Annotated in this window: 21 protein-coding genes; 15 read left to right on the forward strand and 6 right to left on the reverse strand. The window is 62.1% G+C overall.

The window, feature by feature from the left end:
- Window positions 1–107: 107 nt before the first annotated feature.
- The gene (locus tag K7W03_RS18570) at window positions 108–1,442 is read left to right on the forward strand and encodes an Atxe2 family lasso peptide isopeptidase (RefSeq protein ID WP_222887015.1); all 1,335 of its coding nucleotides are present in this window, start codon (window positions 108–110) and stop codon (window positions 1,440–1,442) included.
- Here K7W03_RS18570 and K7W03_RS18575 read toward each other — a convergent pair.
- From K7W03_RS18575 to K7W03_RS18600, 6 genes are all read right to left on the reverse strand, one after another.
- Window positions 1,393–3,150: an asparagine synthetase B family protein gene (locus tag K7W03_RS18575; RefSeq protein ID WP_222887016.1), complete on the reverse strand. Its 1,758-nt coding sequence runs from the start codon at window positions 3,148–3,150 to the stop codon at window positions 1,393–1,395. The two genes, K7W03_RS18570 and K7W03_RS18575, sit on opposite strands and share 50 nt — an antisense overlap.
- A gap of 134 nt (window positions 3,151–3,284) precedes the next feature.
- On the reverse strand, window positions 3,285–3,953 hold the full coding sequence (locus K7W03_RS18580) for a lasso peptide biosynthesis B2 protein (RefSeq protein WP_222887017.1): 669 nt from the start codon (window positions 3,951–3,953) through the stop codon (window positions 3,285–3,287).
- A 54-nt stretch (window positions 3,954–4,007) separates the two neighbouring features.
- A complete protein-coding gene (locus K7W03_RS18585) occupies window positions 4,008–4,148 on the reverse strand; it encodes a benenodin family lasso peptide (protein WP_222887018.1) in 141 nt (46 codons plus the stop codon).
- Window positions 4,149–4,328: 180 nt separating this feature from the next.
- Window positions 4,329–4,964, reverse strand: coding sequence for a GntR family transcriptional regulator (locus tag K7W03_RS18590; RefSeq protein ID WP_222887019.1), 636 nt, complete (start codon window positions 4,962–4,964; stop codon window positions 4,329–4,331).
- Complete coding sequence (locus tag K7W03_RS18595) at window positions 4,961–5,380, reverse strand: helix-turn-helix domain-containing protein (protein ID WP_226870285.1); 420 nt, start codon at window positions 5,378–5,380, stop codon at window positions 4,961–4,963. The genes K7W03_RS18590 and K7W03_RS18595 overlap by 4 nt, the downstream gene beginning before the upstream one ends.
- Window positions 5,381–5,492: 112 nt before the next feature.
- Window positions 5,493–5,942, reverse strand: coding sequence for a hypothetical protein (locus K7W03_RS18600; protein WP_222887020.1), 450 nt, complete (start codon window positions 5,940–5,942; stop codon window positions 5,493–5,495).
- A gap of 344 nt (window positions 5,943–6,286) precedes the next feature.
- On the opposite strand from K7W03_RS18600, the gene K7W03_RS18605 reads away from it, so the two are divergent.
- The 14 genes from K7W03_RS18605 (at window position 6,287) to traN (ending at window position 18,166) form a co-directional block, all read left to right on the forward strand.
- Entirely contained in the window at window positions 6,287–6,604 is a 318-nt protein-coding gene (locus tag K7W03_RS18605) for a hypothetical protein (protein WP_222887021.1), read from the forward strand.
- A complete protein-coding gene (locus tag K7W03_RS18610; RefSeq protein WP_043152466.1) occupies window positions 6,588–7,352 on the forward strand; it encodes a DsbC family protein in 765 nt (254 codons plus the stop codon). Before K7W03_RS18605 ends, K7W03_RS18610 begins: the two co-directional genes overlap by 17 nt.
- A 188-nt stretch (window positions 7,353–7,540) precedes the next feature.
- On the forward strand, window positions 7,541–7,858 hold the full coding sequence (locus K7W03_RS18615) for a hypothetical protein (RefSeq protein ID WP_043152465.1): 318 nt from the start codon (window positions 7,541–7,543) through the stop codon (window positions 7,856–7,858).
- A 107-nt stretch (window positions 7,859–7,965) separates the two neighbouring features.
- Window positions 7,966–8,232 (forward strand): type IV conjugative transfer system protein TraL, encoded by a 267-nt coding sequence (locus K7W03_RS18620; protein ID WP_043152464.1) that lies wholly within the window; start codon window positions 7,966–7,968, stop codon window positions 8,230–8,232.
- Between the two features lie 41 nt (window positions 8,233–8,273).
- Window positions 8,274–8,906: a type IV conjugative transfer system protein TraE gene (locus K7W03_RS18625; protein ID WP_226870287.1), complete on the forward strand. Its 633-nt coding sequence runs from the start codon at window positions 8,274–8,276 to the stop codon at window positions 8,904–8,906.
- Complete coding sequence (locus K7W03_RS18630) at window positions 8,903–9,520, forward strand: TraB/VirB10 family protein (RefSeq protein WP_226870289.1); 618 nt, start codon at window positions 8,903–8,905, stop codon at window positions 9,518–9,520. The genes K7W03_RS18625 and K7W03_RS18630 overlap by 4 nt, the downstream gene beginning before the upstream one ends.
- A 35-nt stretch (window positions 9,521–9,555) precedes the next feature.
- Window positions 9,556–10,188: a TraV family lipoprotein gene (locus tag K7W03_RS18635; protein WP_222887022.1), complete on the forward strand. Its 633-nt coding sequence runs from the start codon at window positions 9,556–9,558 to the stop codon at window positions 10,186–10,188.
- A complete protein-coding gene (locus tag K7W03_RS18640) occupies window positions 10,185–12,683 on the forward strand; it encodes a TraC family protein (RefSeq protein ID WP_222887023.1) in 2,499 nt (832 codons plus the stop codon). The genes K7W03_RS18635 and K7W03_RS18640 overlap by 4 nt, the downstream gene beginning before the upstream one ends.
- A gap of 5 nt (window positions 12,684–12,688) precedes the next feature.
- Window positions 12,689–13,015, forward strand: a complete 327-nt coding sequence (locus tag K7W03_RS18645) for a hypothetical protein (protein ID WP_226870290.1) — start codon at window positions 12,689–12,691, stop codon at window positions 13,013–13,015.
- Window positions 13,012–13,245, forward strand: coding sequence for a hypothetical protein (locus tag K7W03_RS18650; RefSeq protein ID WP_222887025.1), 234 nt, complete (start codon window positions 13,012–13,014; stop codon window positions 13,243–13,245). The genes K7W03_RS18645 and K7W03_RS18650 overlap by 4 nt, the downstream gene beginning before the upstream one ends.
- Window positions 13,235–13,924, forward strand: a complete 690-nt coding sequence (locus K7W03_RS18655; protein ID WP_222887026.1) for a conjugal transfer protein TraW — start codon at window positions 13,235–13,237, stop codon at window positions 13,922–13,924. Before K7W03_RS18650 ends, K7W03_RS18655 begins: the two co-directional genes overlap by 11 nt.
- Complete coding sequence (locus tag K7W03_RS18660; RefSeq protein ID WP_043152274.1) at window positions 13,921–14,937, forward strand: TraU family protein; 1,017 nt, start codon at window positions 13,921–13,923, stop codon at window positions 14,935–14,937. The genes K7W03_RS18655 and K7W03_RS18660 overlap by 4 nt, the downstream gene beginning before the upstream one ends.
- A 251-nt stretch (window positions 14,938–15,188) precedes the next feature.
- The gene (locus tag K7W03_RS18665; RefSeq protein ID WP_222887027.1) at window positions 15,189–17,045 is read left to right on the forward strand and encodes a hypothetical protein; all 1,857 of its coding nucleotides are present in this window, start codon (window positions 15,189–15,191) and stop codon (window positions 17,043–17,045) included.
- The gene (gene traN / locus K7W03_RS18670; RefSeq protein WP_222887028.1) at window positions 17,042–18,166 is read left to right on the forward strand and encodes a conjugal transfer protein TraN; all 1,125 of its coding nucleotides are present in this window, start codon (window positions 17,042–17,044) and stop codon (window positions 18,164–18,166) included. Before K7W03_RS18665 ends, traN begins: the two co-directional genes overlap by 4 nt.
- Window positions 18,167–18,168: the final 2 nt, after the last annotated feature.

Here is an 18,168-nt window from a genome sequence, read left to right on the forward strand (position 1 = left end):
CGCCCTCCGCCCTTCACCGACACCCCAACAACCGATTCTCATCTTGATTGTCGCTACGCTCGCATCCTGTCAGTCGCCGCGCACCCTCGGCGGTGATCAGGACGCGCGTGGAACGCTATGAGGTTGACCTAGCGACCGGGCGCGAGAGGCTATTGGATCGATTGGACCAAAGTTTGCGCAACGGTGGGTTCGACTCGACATTGCGTGCAGTATCGCTCGATGGTCGCGTGGCCTGGGCTCACGGCCCAGAAGGTTCACCCGACGACCGCGCCTATATCAAGGTAAACGAATCCGATCACACGTCGCGCCTATGCAGGGCAACGGCCTGCAGCGGAGTCGATGTCTTGTGGTGGACGTCCGACGGGCGGCGCGTCCAATTCATTCGTAGGGAAGGCTGGGCCGCGAGCGAAATGGCGGTGTATGAATGGCAGCCGCGCCGGAAGAGCCCTGTCCGCCTCTACTCCACCCCTGATCTCTTGATCGACTGTCAACCGGCGAATGAACGACTGATTTGCGCCCGAGAGCAGTCAACAGTTCCGAGGCAAGTCATCCTTCTTGATCCACGCACGGGCCTCGCTGACATCCTGTTTGACCCCAACCCCACATTTAGAAAATTCGCACTCGGCGAAGTTGAACGGCTGAATTTGCGCAACGCTTTCGGACTAGAGTCGTTTGGCGATCTGATCTACCCCGTAGGGTATGAGCCAGGTAAGCGCTATCCGCTAATAGTTGTTCAATATGTATCCCGCGGTTTCCTTCGAGGCGGCGTGGGTGATGAGTTTCCGATTCAGGTATTTGCAAATCACGGCTTCGCAGTCTTGAGCGTCCAGCGGCCTGACTTTCAGATTCCTAAAGAAGCGGCGGCTGACAGAATTGGGCGGGAACGGTGGCGGTTGCAAGACTTCAAGGATCGGCGCAGCGTCCTTTCGTCGATAGAAGCCGCCGTGGAAACGCTCATCCGCCGTGGAATTGCGGATCGGGAACGTATTGGGATCACGGGGCTAAGTGACGGTTCGTCAACGGTCCAGTTTGCGGCCCTTAATAGCAGGCTCTTCAGAGCAGGCTCCGTCAGCGGGTGCTGCTGGGATCCTTTCCAGGACGCCTTTTTTGGACCGGCAACATCGGATATGTACCATCAGATTGGTTGGCCAACGCTAGCCAACTACCGGTCTGAGTTTTGGTCGCACATTTCACTGATCGAGGGAGCCTCCAGGGTAGGCTTCCCAATCTTAATGCAGCAGGCCGATTCAGAGTTTCGGGGTGCTGTGGCAAGCTTCACTGCTCTTCGTCAAGCCGAGAAACCAGCGGCGCTCTACGTGTTCCCAAACGAATATCATGTAAAGTGGCAGCCAGTTCACCGGCTGGCAGTCTACGAACGAAACCTCAAGTGGTTCAACTTTTGGCTGTGCAGTGTTGGTGAGCCGGGAGAGTGGAATCCTTAGTTTGATCAGAGATCGTGCCGGGTTCCGATAATTGTCGGTATCCCCCTAGACCGCACATTGAGGACGTAGTCACAGCAGGCAAACTGCTGATAGCTCGTTTGGTCTGCCAATGCCGAACCCAGGCCTCGGTGTCCACCAGCAATAGCAGGCGAAGCACTCCCGATCCATCGTGCCTCGTTGTCTGGCGGAGCGCAGCCTCAAGGCCGGTTCGATCCACGATGCCCGAGGCGACCAGATATCCGTCTAATAGGCGCTCGCGTATGGCCGGAAGAAAGCGTTGATATATCTCCTGGATGAAACCTTGCGGGCTTCCCTTAAGCCGTCGGTCAACTATCGCATGGGGTAGATGCGCCCCAAAGGCTTCACGTGCGACCGCCCTATTACGTCCACCCCGGCTCTGTTGCCAAGTGGGGATTCCGAGGCAGCACTCAACGATCGGTTGGGAGACTAGAGGATGGATGATCGGCATGCCGCAGCGCTCCAAATAAGCATCGGTCGAGTGCTGCATGCGCAACAACATCGCGATCTGCGCCGATTTTCCTGGGAGGCTCCCTTCTTCGGGACGATTCAACCACGGATGATGAGCCGGCTCAGCGAGTTGCTTTTCAACTAAGTCGGGAGAGAGATATGCCGCGCTGGGTCTCCAGCAGTACGGTTCGCTGCGCCTGCGCCAATTGCGGAGCGCATGCCTCATCACCTTGAAGACGCTCTCTCCAGTTAATTCAGCAATGTCATGAATGGAGTTCCAGATCCCAGCAGAAAAGCCGTCAGTGAGCAAGCGATCAACCACCGGACGCGCGGAATGGCTCATATAGAAGACGTTATCGCCGCCATGACCCGAAAAAACGCAGCTCGCCGAAAGTTTCCTGGCAGTTCGAACGAGGGCCGCATCATAGGCAAGGGCGTCGGGCCGGCCGAATGGCCTAGCTTGATGAACAACCGATGAGACATCCAGTCGAATGTCGACAATATTATATCGCTCTACAACTAGATCTGCGTTCAGATGCTCAGCAAGCGTGGCACAGTAATGGCGCTCGTCCCCAAGTTTGTCATCGGTAACAAGAGTCAAGCAGGAGAGATGATTGCCGGAACGGGACAGGGCTGAAGCGACGATAGACGAATCAAGTCCACCTGACACGCACACCAATCCGCGATCATGTTGGCGACTCCACCCTGTGACACACTGCTGGATTGTCCTTTCCAGTTCCTCCGCCTTACTCCCTGCGGTCACCTCGGGATTCGTGGAAACGAAGCTCCAAGGAGTCCAGAAGGTCTTGACATCGGACGTGCCACTCCGGCGATAGACACCCGTCCCGGGACGAAGATATTTGACGCGTCTGAGGGCCGTCTTCTCGTCGGGAAAGCCGGGAAAGAGTAGCGCTCGGGCAACTCCGCAGTCGTCAACTTCCGCTCGTAAAAGACCTGCTTCAACGAGCAACGCCGGGTCGGATGCCAGACAAATCAGACTACCGCTGTTCGTATACACGCAAGGCAACATACCTGAGGGATCACGTAGGGCGAGAGTTCCGTCGGTAAGGCGCAAAAGTGCGATATATTGTCCCCAAAAGCGGTCAATCAAATGCCGACCGCCAGTAGAGTGAATTGCCCGTCCATCTGAGTAATCGAGTCGCTCCAGCGGGATCGGCGCACCGTAGCGATGGAAGAGTGTGCCGATCACGCACCCCGTATCGCCGGGTAAGATGTGCATGGATACGCCAGGGCCTACCATGGCGAAAATGTCGGTTGCCGGCTCGAAAGGAATGAGTCCAGGGAATTGGTCAGCCGCGGGTCGCCTTGCCCCGTGTCGTTCGGGATTTCCCATCGTCGCTAGGAAGCGGCTTGTCATTGCACGACCATTACCGGCGTGAAGCAGCGGACGTGCTCAGCGGCATCATTGAGCACTGCGGATCCACTTTCGACCCAACAATGCGCGGCGAATGGGTCTGCCCGAACTCCGAAGACAAGCCTGGATCGAACTTCACGTCGTTGCAGCATCGTGAACATTGCGAGAGATCGTATTAAGCAACGATCAGTTCGGCCGAGCAAGAGAGAACTCTTTTCAAACCCGGTCACGATGAACTGGATCAGTCTATCAGAGTCTTTGGCTCGGGTCGATAATCGAATGCCGGGACGTCGAGCGTATTTGATTACCGTCGACAGACTCGATACGCGCAGTCGCGCGGCGATGTTCCATTGAGATGTGATCGCATAAATAAGGAACAGGGGCTGTGGTTTCTGTCCTTGCGGTGTATGGAAATCTTCATGAGCAATGTCTAAAGCTTTGCGAGTCCATTCGGATGATGGTCCTTCAACGAGGTATCCACCACGGCGCAAGACTTCCAGCTCTCGAAGATCGCTATCAGCTACCAGCCCTTGACTGTCGAGGAGCCTGAGAAAAGCGTCTCTGCAATCTGGGGCAAGTGTGAGATAGCGCGCTCGTTCGACATCTAAGATAATTACTTCGCCTGTCGCGACGCAATACTCGACGTTTCCTCTCAATTGATAATGCATATATTTGTCCCAGAAACGGGGGCGCGCACTCGTGACAAGCGCGCGCCTCCAGCTTCAGTCGTCGTCGAGACCGAGGCCGCCTTGGCGAAGCGAATTGAAAGTGTCGCCGTCGCCCATGGCACCGCCCTTGGTTTCCTCGACGACCGAGCCGAGATCAATCAGGGGATCGATGTTGTGATCGTCATTTCGTTCCATGACACACTCCTCATCAACTGCCGCGGGAATGGCGGCAAACGAGAATAGTGCCGTTCCGATCTCAGATGGCGCGAAAATATCACGTCAATCTGTCGCGATATTCTGCAACGGGGCGACGGAGAGGCCGTTCGCGGGAATCTGCTGGGATCGCTTCTCCATTAAATGGTTGAGATGATTGCGTTACGGCGCCGCCGGAGCCGTCTGGATAATCTTCTGTTGATGACAAATTTTCCTCAAATGGTACGCTTCTATTCTCCTTCGCAAAGCTTTTTGAAAATCTGCGACTTGGGGGTTGGTGAGTGCCGAAAGTTCCCTTGCGGCAATCTTTGGTTCGGCCGCATCAGCAATTCTGGTGTAGTGGAGTCGTTCGTTCAATCGACGGACATGGATTGATGCTTGGTTATTTCCTCCTGCATCAGCCAGTGATGTAAAGATGTCCATTGCCCGCGACGCGAAAGCCACCGCGGAGGAATCCTCGACCATGTTCGAATATTGTTGAAGGGCACGTCGCAGCGCAGGTTCTCTCAGACCCGATATACACGCCATTATCAGCTGCATATGCCACTCGAGGAGCTCAATGAGCTCGGCTGACTCGATGATCGGGACCAGGAATCCCCCATCTGTATGGTGCATGAAAAGTCCCTCACCAACGAAGATGAAGGCAGCCTCGCGAACGGGGGTCTTGCTTGAGTGATGCCGGTTGGCGAGGTCCTGGATGTCGATCCGTTTGCCCGGAACGAACTGACCGGCCAGGTAGTCGGCCTTCAGCCCAAGATATACACGCTCCTGCAATGGAGGGTCCATTGCCGACATCATAGTCCGGCTCCTGCCGGGACCGGAGGACTCGCCCACGCCGGGGTGAGAGCCTGGGTCAGGTGATCCAAATTTCGCTGCGCAATCATCTCGATGCACATGCGCTCAAGATCGCTGAGGTCTCCCGTTGCCAACTGCCGTGGAAAGCACATCTTCTGCCCCGCGAAGAGCAGAGGAATGAGGATATGGCCGGTCGAGAGCCCCAGTTTGTAGGCGCAGACAAGATGATCATCGAGCCGCGAACGGGGATTGCCGGCTTCGATTTCACGAAGCCAACGCACACCCATGCCGAGCTCGCGCGCCAGATCGCGCTGCGTCAGGCGCCGTTTCTTCCGTGCCTCTTCAATTTGCCGCCCCGATTGCACCTTCACATACAGGATCGGACTTTCAGCAACGGAAGTCGCTATCAAATGCGACATATCCGCGTCTCCTTACGGGAGATTCCGCCCGCCAAGGCATTTCCGTAAGGTCGAACGCTAAGGTGTACTTACCACTAGTGTCAATCTGGAACCTCGGCCAACTTGTCGGGATTTATCCAGCAAGATCATGGGTATCCCGGATAGCAGGCGTTCTGGCTCCCGATTGTAGAGCGCGATCAAACGCGCGCAACAGTGCCGACTGGTCGGCCGTGGTGATCTGCCGGAGCGCCAGGATGTAGATCATGCCGAGGGTCGGCGCCCGGCCTTCCGCCATGTGACCCTGGACGCGTTCGGTAATGCTTGTGGCGATATTCCAGAGCTGGTGCGACGCCCCGACATGATGCTCCTCACTTCCACCAAAGCCGGCGAGTTCCGGCTCCTTCAGTTGGTCGGCAATTATGCTCGGTGGTAGGGTATTCAGATGTTCGATCGCCACGTGAAGCGTGGTTCCCCAGGCGATCAGCGAGCGCGTAACGCGAATCAGATGGCAGTGGGAATCGATCAGGACGTCAAGGCCTGCGGATGAAAGCCGGAGTTTGAAGCTGCGTCGTGCTCGACCCATTGCCTGTCTCTCCTGCCTGACTAGTGCGCCGGCACCCGTTCGCGAACCCGAATCGGTGCTTTTGCAAGACGAACGGAGGCAAAAGCGGCATTATAGTGCCTCTTTACGCCAAATCTGATCGTCTCGACATTCCTCGACTTCATTCGATCCGTTCTGCTCTATCTCTTCTTTGTTGCGCCGCTTCGGCACTTCAGTGCCCTGCCTATTGCGGCAGTCGTTCGAGACCGCCATTGCTGTGAACGCACCGGATTGGGGGAGGTCTAGAACCTAACTCCAGCTCCACCGTCCGGACCATCCAAACCCCAGACTCGAGCGCCTTGCGGCGCCATGAGGAGACGCGTGCCATGGATTTTCCATGCTCCCCGCCCATGCTTGCAGCAGCCCTTCTGCATGTCATCGGCGCCAATCCCGCCAGCGGCCAGAGCTATCGTCCCGACGCGGAAGCCTATCCTTGCGCCCGTACGGCCCAACTCGCGGTCGTCCAGGGCGAGACCGGCTTTTCGATCCGCGAAAAGACCGACTCTGTCCCGCCTCCCCCTGCGGCGACACCGGCGCCTCTGTCGGCGGCGATCAAGCTCGGAAACTCGCTCACTCTCGACAGGCGAATTTTCGCGCGCACCTCCCTCGTTCGTCCGGAGTCCTCCGATGTCCCGCAGCGGTAAACTGATCCTGGCTGCGCTACTTTGCGCATCGGCTCCCGCCAATGCGCAAGAGAACAGCGCCGAGCCGCTCACGGCGGCCGCCGCGGAGGCTCAGCGTCAATTGCGCCAGACCTTCACCAATCTGACCTTCGAGGACTTCGGTCCGGCGCCTGTCAGTGGTCCGATATATCAGGCTATTGCCGGTGGACGAGTCATCTATTTCGCGCCGGAGAGCCAGCATCTGCTCTTTGCGGCGATCTACGACAAGAACGGGGTCAACCTGACAGCGCTGGCGCAGGATGCGAGCGCCAGGAAGCGCCTCAGCGCGATCAATCCCGCAGAGGCCCTTGTGATAGGGCCTGCAGGCGCGCCCAAGGTCATCGAGTTCACCGATCCCGACTGTCCCTATTGCCAGGCGCTCGAACGCTTCTGGCTGGCCAAGGAAGCCGAGGGGAAACCAGTCCAGCGCCTCGTCTACTTCGTGAGCGGTATTCACCCGCAGGCGGCAGCGAAAGCCGAGCATATCCTCTGTTCCCCGGACAGCCAAGCGGCCTTCAAATCCGTCTACTCCGGTGCTCAGCCCGCCACGCTGCACAAATGCCGTCCCGGCGCCGAGAAGGTCGCCCGCGACGCCGAAACCGTCCGCAAGATGGGCGTCTCAGGCACGCCGACGCTCTTCGTCAACGGCAAACTCGTTTCGGGCTTCCAGCAGGCCGAACTCGAAGCGTTCCTCGAGACCGAAAGCCGGAAACCCAAGCCGAGTCCCTGAAGGGGCGGCCCCAACGACTTTGGCGGATCTCGCACGCGCGCGGCGAATGCAGTGCCGACGAGGGACCGGGATGCCGGCGGCAGCGCGCCTCCAGGGGCCGTCCAGCGAAGCCGCCGGCCGGACACGACCACCGATCGGTACCGGCAAGCATGATCTGGACGGCTCTGGTGACCACAAGGAGACTGAATATGTTGACTTTGCTTCGGGGAAGGACGTTCCGCACGATCGACGCGGCCGTCCTTTTCCTTCTGACCGCGATCGCCGGCACGAGCGTCGCCCACGCCTTCCAGGCGCCGGCCGCCGGCGACCTTGGTTACGACATTTACGACATCGTCGTGAACCAGGGCGTGAAGGGACCGCTCGGCTTCGTGGGCGGCGTTGCCGCCTTCCTGTTCGGCGTCTCGCGCCTCTTTTCGAACATCATGATCGGCATCCCGACGATCGTGGCGGCGGTCTGCCTCATCAAGGCGGATTCGATCCTCCAGACCTTCGGCATGCTGATCTGAAGACAGGTCGGGTGGCCGGTCCGCCGGCGCCCGTCCACCGCAACGGAAGGTGATGGTCGCCTTCCGAAGACCACGCTCAGCAGCGTGGTGAAGCAAGGGAGAAGGGCGTGGACGAACGACTTCCGCAGTTCCTGCACCGGCCGGTCCAGATCCTCTGGTTCGACAGTCAGGAGTTCATCGTCGTGATGAGCGTGATCTTCGTCGCGGTCATCGTCGGCGGAATCATCGGCTGGTCGCTCATCGGCGCTCTTCTCCTCTTCATTCCCTGGAAGCGGACCAAGCCGCGCGGCTTCATCCCGCACCTGGCCTGGCGATGGGGCCTTGCCCGCTTCCGCAACTATCCGGGTCCGACCCAGACCCGCTTCTTCGAGTAGGCGAGATGGCACATCCATTCCGACGCAAGGCAGCGGCCGACATGATCGGCGACACGCGCCCGAGCTGGCACCTGCATCGCTATCTGCAGGGATCGGCCAACCTGTTCGAGGAGAACCGGCTGCTCAAGGTGGCGATCGCCGGCTTGTTCGGCATCACCGCGGTGCTCGGCACGCTCATCTACACCTCGAACCAGAACACGCGCACCGTGATCGTGCCCTTCGGCGCAGACGGCGACCTCTATGTGACGGGGAACAAACCGTCGGAGAGCTATCTCCGCTCGATCACGTTCAACATCGTGGGCCTCGCCGGCACCTATTCCGCTTATTCGGCGGACCGGCAGTTCCAGGAACTGCTGCGGATCGCGCATCCCAGCGCGTATAATGGCCTGCGCGACAGTCTGAACCGGCTGCTCGATGAGCTTGGCAACAATCCGACGCTCTCGATCGCGACCTATACCCGCCCGCTCCTCCCGAGGCCAGGGGCGCAGCCGACGAAATCCCTGCGCCGCCTACTGCTCCGGCGGCACCACCCGCGCCGCCCGCGCCGCCCACGGAACGGCAGGTTGGCGCGATCGGCGCGGCGACCGCCACGCAAGCGGCGGAGGGAGGCGCGGGCGGCGGGGCCGCGTCAAAAAAAGCGAAGCGGACGATCTATTTGCCACCTGGTTTCATGAAGGCGCGGCTGCTGACCGGTATCGACGCGCTGGCAAGCCGGGACGCGACCAGTAATCCCGAGCCGATCATCGCCCGGGTCCAGGCGCCCGCCGTGCTTCCGAATGAGGTGAAGGCCAATCTCGCCGGCTGCTTCGTCATCGGCAACGCGACCGGCAGCCTCGCCAAGGAGCGGGTCGAGATCCAGCTCGTCTCGATCTCGTGCGTCGATTTCGAGAGCCACGCGGTGGTCGACCAGGCGATCAAGGGCTTCTTCGTCGATGCCGATGGAAAGAAGGGGCTGTCCGGGAAGGTCGTGACCCGCGCCGGCGCGACGCTCGCGCGCTCGTTCATCGCCGGGACGATCGCCGGCATTTCGCAGTCGGTCGAAGGTACGTTCGGGAGCCTCTCGACCTCGGCGCTTGGCAGCGTGCGCAGTCTCGACGCGGGCGATGCCGTCAAGTCGGGCGTTGCCGGCGGGCTCTCCAAATCGTCGGACAAGCTCACCGATTTTTATCTCGATCTCGCCCGCCAGGCCGGCCCGGTGGTCGAAGTCGGCGCGGCCAAGGATGTCGTGGTCGTCATCCAGGAAGGCCTCGCCCTCGAGATCAAGCCGTCGGTCGGAGCCAAATTCTGATGCGACGCTCCCCCCATCTTACAGGAGGTTCCGCCATGCTCTTGCTGGCCCACCAGTCTCTCCATCGGTCTCTGCTCTCGCTCAGCCTGCTCGCGGGCTTGAGCGGATGCGCGACGGTCGGCTCGATGATGTCGCCCTATTCGGAGAAGTTCGACTGCAAGAACAGCGACCACGGCCAATGCATCCATCCCGATCGGGCCTATGCGGATGCGGTTGCCGGCGTCACCTCGAAGTCGGACCCCAAGGTTACCAATGACCGTGCCATGCTGCGCGGGCAGGACGCCGACCGAGCGGTTTCCCGATCGCGCGCAGGAAGCGCGGGCAACGCCTATGGCAGCTATCGCGACAGTGTTTATCGTGAGCTGAAAGGCCTGATCGAAGCGCCGGTCACGCCGATGCTCAAGCCCGCGCAGACCGTCCGGACGCTAATCCTTCCCTATGCCGATCGGCAGCGCCCGGATCGGCTCTACATGCCGCGCTATGTTTATTCGGTGGTCGACAAGCCGGTCTGGGTCGTGGGCGGCGCACTTGTCGCCGCACCGGATCGTGCGGCTCAGGCACCGATCCTCGGCCAGGTGCGTGATATCGCCGCACCCGATGGCGAGCCCGCACCGGCAGGGACGACTCCACCCGCACCGGCCATCGTGCCGCCGGCGCCGCAGCCATGAGTGGCCTGACTTTTAGCCGGCTGCGCAATGCCGTGCGGCGCGACAGCTTCTCCGACTATCTGCCGCTTGTGGCCTGGGAGGAGGAAACCAACGCGTTTCTCTGTATCGACGACACTTGGGGCCATGCCTGGGAGCTGGTGCCCACCGCCTATATGTTCGCGCATGTCCAGAGTGCGCTGCAGGGGTTGCTCAATATCCACTTCCCCGACGGGACAGTCCTGCAGCTCCATACCTTCGCGGATCCGCTGATCGACGACGCCCTCGACGCGTTTCTCGATCTGAAGACCCGCGACGATCCGCTCATTCAGGCCTCCGCGCGTCACACCCACGCGTATCTCAGCGAAGGGCGTCATGGCCTGAAGGCCCTGCACGGCATCTCGGTCCGCAATTTCCGCACGCTGCTGTCGATCAAGACACGCCGGCCGCTGGGCGAGGATCTGCGTCGGCAGGTCGAGGAACAATTGTCAAAGCTCGGCATCCGCCGGCTCCCGCCAGAGGAGATGGTCGCCTTCTACCGGCGCGTCTTCAACGGCGTCGCGACGCAGGCCCCTGGCGTCTTCGCCGACGGCACCGCGACAGGCGCGCCGCCGATCGCCAAGCAGATCATCGATGCAGGCCCCGATCTCGTGTTCGAGGGCGCGGAGGTTTTCCTCGGCAACCAGGTTGCACGCTGCCTGACGCCCAAGGCGCCGGCCCGGCGCATCACCGCGGAGCGCGCCAACCGTCTGATGGGCGGGATGCGCGGCGCCTCGGAGGATAGCGACCAGATCGGCGGCCCCTTCCTCTATACGCTCAATATCCTGTTCGATCATTCCCAATTCGAGATCCACAAACGGGCGCAGATCCTCTCGGCGCAGAAGGCGGCGGGCAGTTTCGCCGTCGAGGTCGGCAAGCAGATCGAGGAGATCGGCTGGATCCTCGACGAGGCGGGGAACAGCAAGTTCGTCCGGGTCATTCCCACCATCTGGGTGTTCGGTCGCGACCGTGCCCATGCCCGCGATCTCGCCGCGCGCGCCAAGCGACTATGGGAGGGCGAACCCCTGCCCTTCTCGATGCAGGAGGAGAGCTATCTCAACCCGACCCTGCTGGTGATGAGCCTGCCGTTCGGGCTCTATCCCGACCGCGCGACGCTGCGCCTGCTCGAGCGCGACTTCCGCATGCCGGTCAAAGCGGCGGTAATGCTGGCGCCGATCCAGACCGACTTTCGCGGCGGCGGGCGTCCGGCGCTTCTCTACACGGGGCGCAAGGGCCAGCTTGTCACGCTCGATCTTTTCGACCCCAGGATCAATAACTACAATTTCATCGTCTCGGCGGAGAGCGGAGCGGGCAAGAGCTTCCTGCTCAACAATCTCTGCCAGCAATATTATGCCTGCGGCGCGCTCATCCGTATCATCGATATCGGCGGCAGCTACCGGAAACTCTGCACGCTCTGCTCGGGCCGCTATATCGACATCGGCGAAGAGCATCTGGTTCTCAACCCCTTCGACATGGGGCTGGCGCTCGACGGCGACGACAAGCAGTCGGCCATCACCATGGCGGTCGCCATCGTCGCCGAGATGGCCAACGCCTCGACGCGCAAGGGCGTCACCACCTCGGAATGGAACCTCCTCAAGTCCGCCGTTCAATGGACGATCGACACAGGGAGGGCCGATCATGGCATTGATGCCGTGCGCGAGTGGCTCGGCACCTATCCCTCACTCGTCGAGACCGATCTCGACCGCGTCGACCACCTCGTGCCGACGTCACGCGAGCTGGCTTTCAATCTGCGGGATTTCGGCTCGGGCGGCGCCTATGGCCATTATTTCAACGGGCCGTCGACCCTCGACATCCGCAATGACGAATTCGTGGTGCTCGAGCTCGAGCGCCTCAAAGCGATGCCCGACCTCTTCAACGTCATCGTCATGGTGGTGGTGAACGCGGTCACGCAGGAACTCTACCTGTCCGCGCGCGACCGTCCCCGCTTCGTGCTATGCGACGAAGCCGCGCAGTTCATGACCCGGACTGACGGGCAGGATCTCTCGCGCCTCGCCGAGGCATTCGGCCAGGGCTATCGGCGCGCGCGCAAATATCGCGGTTCGTTCGGCATCGTGCTGCAGTCGATGAACGACCTGACGCTGTTCGGCGGGACGGGTCAGGTCATCCTCGAAAATGCCGCGACGCGGTTCCTGCTTCAGGGCTCGACCTATGATCGGGCGGTTGACAACAAGATCCTCGACTATTCGGGGTTCGTCCTCGATCTCCTGAAGTCGGTCCGCAACTCGAAGCCCAACTACAGCGAGGTGTTCATCGACTCGCCCCTGGGTCTCGGCATTGCCCGGCTCGTGGTCGATCCCTTCTCCTACTGGATCAACACGTCCGCACCCGACGAGGTGGCCGCGTTCGAGGCGCTGTTGCGCCAGGAGCTTTCACCGCTCGAAGCGATCTGCCGCCTCGCCGGCGTCGAGCCCTCGCAGATCCTGGGCGCGCCCGCCGCGTCCTGCCTCGTGGGAGCATGACCGCCATGGCACGCCATACGCCGCACCCCGATCAGCTGCCGCTCAACTGGTCCGACAACGAAGCCATCGAGATAATTGTCGAGCAGCGCCTTGCCGAGCGGTTCGAAGCGGAATCCTTCCAGTGGCGCTTCCGGCTCGTGATGATCGAGACGGTGATGATGGGGCTGCTGGTGCTCGTCGCCGGGCTGTTCCTCGAGCAACCGACGATGATGGTGCTCCGCGCTTCCCTCATCATTGCCGCGTCGTGCCTGGCGACCGGTCTCCTGCTGCTCAGCCTCTCGGCAGGCACCGCGAAGCTGATGACCCGTCTGCGCCGAAGGAGAGGCCAATGAACGGCCTTACCTCTTCCGCGCCGTCGCAATCGGCGATCCGGCTCACCGTCAGCGGCTTCCTGCTCCTGGCTGTCCAGAGCACGATGCTGCTCATGTCGCCGTCGCTCGGCGGCGATGCCGGCACGCTGATCTGGATTCTGACGCCGCTCGCATTTTCCGCCTTCGTCGCGGCCCTCATCGGCATTCCCGAGCCTCCCGAGAGGCATTGGAGGCAGCGCCATGGCCGCTGATCCGCTCCGCCGTGTTCGTCGCGGTCCTCTTCTTGTGCTCGTCACGGGCAGCATGCTGGCCGTCGCGGCAACGCTGCCTGCGGCCGCGCCGATCGCAGGCAGCGCCCAATCGCGCAGCACGATCGGGCGAACCTGGCCGATCGCGGAGCCCGACGCGCTCGCCGAGATCGAGGCCAAGGTCGCGACTCTGCCCAGCGACATGAGCAAGGCGTTCGGCCCGCGCGACAAATGGAGCGCTCTGAAGGCGGCGCCGCTCGGCGTCGCCGTCGCCGATCGCGTGCGCAGCGTCGTCCCCTTCTACACGCTCGACTTCGACATCACGCTCCCGGGCGGCAAGACGCTCTACCCGAAGGGCTTCGCCTTCAACCCGCTGACCTATGTGAAGCTGCCGCAGCGCCTTGTCGTCGTGCATCGCCAAGACCTTGGCTGGGCGCTCCGTAGTGCCCGGGCGAGCGACTTCATCCTGCTCTCCGCGCTTGGGGCACAGAATGGCGACGCGATCGATCTGAGCGAAAAGACCGGCCGCCCGATCTACATTCTCGAGGAGCGGGTCAAGCAGCGTCTGGGACTCACCGTGGCTCCGGTCATCATCGAGCAGTCCGGCACGCGCCTCGTCCTCACCGAATATGGCCCCAAGAGCCGGGCTGCCGCGACTGCGGCGAAAGGAGCGACGCGATGATCGGGCGTCTTCCCGTCTTCGTCGCGGGCCTCGTCATCGGGTTGCTGATGACGCTCGCCTGGCCGAGTCAGGCCCATGCCTCCAAATGCGAGGCCGGCACGGTCTTCAACCCCATCACCAAGGTGCGCTGGACCTGCATCTTTCCGATCACGGTCGGCGGCATCCGGGTGGGGAGTTTCGACAAGCTCGACAAGGCGCTTGACGCACAATCCTCGTCCAAGCCTCTGTGCGCCTGCCGCAAGGGTCTCCAGTTCTGGTTCGGTGTCAAGGTCTCCTATTGGTCGCCGAACCGGATGGTCGACATCGTGACCGAACCCGGCTGCATGATGGCGCTTGGCGCCGATCTCCTGCCGACCGGCGGCAAGCTGCAAGGCAGCCAGTCGTCGATTTCGGACGGGACTAACACCCGCAAGATGTTCGCGCAGATGCACTACTACATCTCGCCGGTCTGGGCGATGCTCGACATGTTCACCGACCTGCCGTGCCTCGAGAATGACGGCTTCGACGTCGCCATGATCACCGAGGTTCTGCCGACCTGGCAGTCGGGCACGCTCGGCGCGATCATCCAGCCCGAAGGCATTCTTTTCGGCAATCCCGCCGCCGGTCTCGCCTGCATGGGCGACAGCGCCGCGGCAGCGGCGGGCAAGGTGATCGACCCCTTGTTCTGGTGCATGGGCTCTTGGGGCGCGACCTATCCGATCGCCGGCGACATCCATTTCGACGACAGCGTCGAGGCCTGGGCGGGGCTCGCGGCGCGCGGGGTCTTCATGATGGGACGGCTGGGCGCGCTCACCATCAGTTCGGCGGACGGCTGCTCCTTCATCCCCCAGCCCGTCTGGACCAAGTCCCGCTACAAGCTCCAGATCATGGAGCCGGTAAAGGGCAGCAAGTGCGTCAATATCGGCAGGCCCGGCGCGCTCTGGTCTTCAGCCAAGCACGCGCCGGGCAAGGACAACGCCCAGTTCATGCTCTTCGAAAAGGTGATCTGCTGCGCCGGGATACCCGTGCCATGAACAGGTCGCTTCCGCCGTGTTCCGCGCGAGACAGCCGTCCATTCCGGAGGTCTGTTCGCCAAGGCCCCTACGGCCGATGGCTTCCGTGCGGAACCGGAGCGGCGTCGCCATGCCCCCCTGGCGGCGCCGCTCCACCCCCGGCCAGCGCGGCCGCAACGCTCCCCCGATGGGATCGGCGCTTCCTCTCCGCCTGTTCCGTCCTAGCGACCGCGCTGGCCATCCCGCTCACCGCGCCCGCAGCGGCGCAGACGATGGAAGAGCGCGCCCGGGCCGCAGCCGAAGCGTCGCGCGCAAAGAGCGGCGATAGCGACGCGCTTCAGCAAAATTATGTGACGCCGGGCCTGGCCGGGCAGCAGATTTCGACGGTCGGCAACAGTCGCACGTTCGCGCCCAACATCGCCTGCCAGAAAACCGCGTCGATGCTGGAGGTGCTGGTGCAACCGGCAGGGACTGGCGATCTCGGCAAGGTCACGATCGCCCGCGACACCGATCTCGACGGAACGGTCGACAGCACGGCGAACCTTCCCGTCCCGGTATCGGGCATTTGCGCGAACGGGATCGTCTCCTGCCAGCCCGGCACCTGGAATGGGTGCAGCTTCTTCCGCTGGGATGTCGACGGGGGGCGAGCGCTCAAGCTGACCTCGGTCGACATGCCCAAGCTCGCCGGATGCTATTGCCTCAACAATAGCTGCGGCACCAACCTCGCCTGGGGCAATATGGCCTCGGTGCTGCGCGACCTTGGCGGCGGGATGATTGGCGCGCTCACCACCGCCGACCCGCGCTACGGCGTTGCCGAGGCCGTGATCGACGGCCCCTCCATCCGCTATGTGGGCGCCAGGTCGACCGCCTGCTCCGCCAATCCCGACCTTCCCCAGACCGCCTATCGCGCCAATCCCGCGACGATCGCGTCGGACGCCTATGCCGCGTCCACAAGCAATTCCGTGTTCCAGGCGCTCAAGGGGTCGGCGACCGGTACGGGCACCGCGCTCCAATATCGCCATTGCTCGATCGAGCGGCGGGTGACCGTGTTGAAGCCCGGCGCCGAGGATATCATCAACCGAACCTCGGGCGGCTATTCCACGATACAGAACGGCTCGTCCTTCGATTTCCTGATGGGCTCACCGGCGGATAACAGCCTCGCCGGCGGAAGCTGCACGCTCATCGACTTCCGCATGACGTTGCATGTGAACGACCCCGACCGCATCGTCGACGCACGGCTTGCCGAGTTCTTCGCCGACGATTGGGCGCAGGTGCGGATCGATGGGCAGTTCATCGGCTCGGGCCCCTCCGCTTGGACTAGCCTTGGCCTTCCTCCGGGCAAATGCGAACTCAAGAAAACCTTCTACGCCTATCCGAACCTCGATCTGCGGCCTTATCTTACCGCAGGCGATCATGAGATCTGGCTGCGCGTCGCGGTCGCGGAGGGCGGCGAAGGCTTCGCGCAGGTCCATGTCGACGTCGACAACAGCTGCAAGACGCTGGAGCAGGTCGTCGATGGTTGCGGCGCGATCGCTTCCGATCCGCAATGCAAACTCGACAGCGAGCTGGTCGATGGTGTCCAGACGTGGATCGACGGCGTCGTGACCGGGCTACGCCCCCTCCCCCAGACCCGCATATTGGGCGGACCGAGCTGCCCGACACAACTCACGCGCGACTTCTTCCTGAAGGACCGCACCTATCGCTGCGCGGTCGATGACATCGCGAAGCCCGACACGAGCCGCGGCGCCTATATCATCGACCATTCGACCGAGACGATGCTGGCCGACCGGACGCGCCAGAGCGACGGAAGCTATGCGACATCGACGCGCGCCTTCAGCCTTCCCGACCGGGGCTCGGTCGCGGCCTGCGAGCCCGTGTGCAAGACCCGCGCGGCCAAGGCCAACAGCGAGGCGGCGCCCGATGGCGTCGTGGGTGCGAAACAGAATGTGCCGATCGGCTACGACACCTTCTTCCACGCCTGCACTGCGGACAATCAATGCCCGGCAGGCCCCGGTGAGGAGGTCGTCTCCGCCTGCGGTTGCCTCGACGATTTTCCCGAAGCGGTCGTGATGATGCAGACCGTGCGCCTCGCCGGCGCCGACATGGTCTGCACGGGGAGCGTGCAATGAACGGCCGCCCGACAACGAGATATTGGTATCTCGATCCGCGCGGCGCCGCGCTCGCGTTGGTGCTCGGCATGGGTTTCGTTCTCGTCTGCCCCAGTGCCGCCAGGGCGCAGCAGATCTGCGCGGCGGATCTCAACAATAACGGCGATGCGGCCGATGAAGGTGAGCAGGCGAGCTGCCGTTCCACCACCAGCGGCGCTTGGGCTTGCCCGATCCAGGAGGTCGCCTGCGTCGCGGATGCGATGGGCCAATATAGCTGCCCGGTCGGCCCGCAATATGCTTGCCTCGTAAAGACTGAGGGTGGCGCGCCGGCCTGCTCGCCCAATCAGTGTGCCGATCTCGCGACCAATCCCATCGTGGATGAGCCGCCGATGGACGATCCAGGCACCGCGCCGGACGGCGGCGTCGATGCCGACGGCAATTGCTTGGGAAAGATCGAGATATTCTCGGGACGCGGAGTGCGGTGCCGGCCCGCCGGGCTTTCGACCACCTTCGCGAACTGCTGCAAGGACAAGGGCAAGATCGTGAAGGACGGGATGGGTTCTTCCATCTCGTCGATCGGTACCAAGATCGCGGTCGCGAAGGGCGTGTTCACGGGCATGAAGGCTGCCTATGTCGCCTTCAAGGCCGGTGCGACCGCGAGCCAGGCCGCGAGTGCCGGCGCCAATGCGCTGATCGTGGGCCTCGACCCCACCTCGATCGCCGTCAGCCTGGCGATCAACTTCATGATGGAGTTCCTGTTCGCGGGTTGCGACAGCCAAGACATGGAGACGGCGATGCTGCGCTCGTCAGGCATGTGCCACGAGATCGGCAGCTACTGCACCTCGAGCTTCCTTGGCGTCTGCCTGCAGAAGGCCCGTGGCCATTGCTGCTTCAACACCAAGCTCGGCCGAATCATCCAGGAACAGGGCCGTCCCCAGCTCAAGGCCTTCAACGGCAACCTATGGGGCACGGCCAAGAAGCCGATGTGTCGCGGGTTCACGCCGGAGGAGTTTCAGGCGCTCGATTTCAGCAAGATGGATCTCTCCGAATATTATGCGGACATCGAAGCCCGCGCCCAATCCGAAATCCAAATCGACATGGGGAAGCGCATCGATGCGTATCTCAAAGCGGTCAATCCATAGCG

The organism is Sphingobium sp. PNB, assembly GCF_019873065.1.
GTDB lineage: Bacteria > Pseudomonadota > Alphaproteobacteria > Sphingomonadales > Sphingomonadaceae > Sphingobium > Sphingobium fuliginis.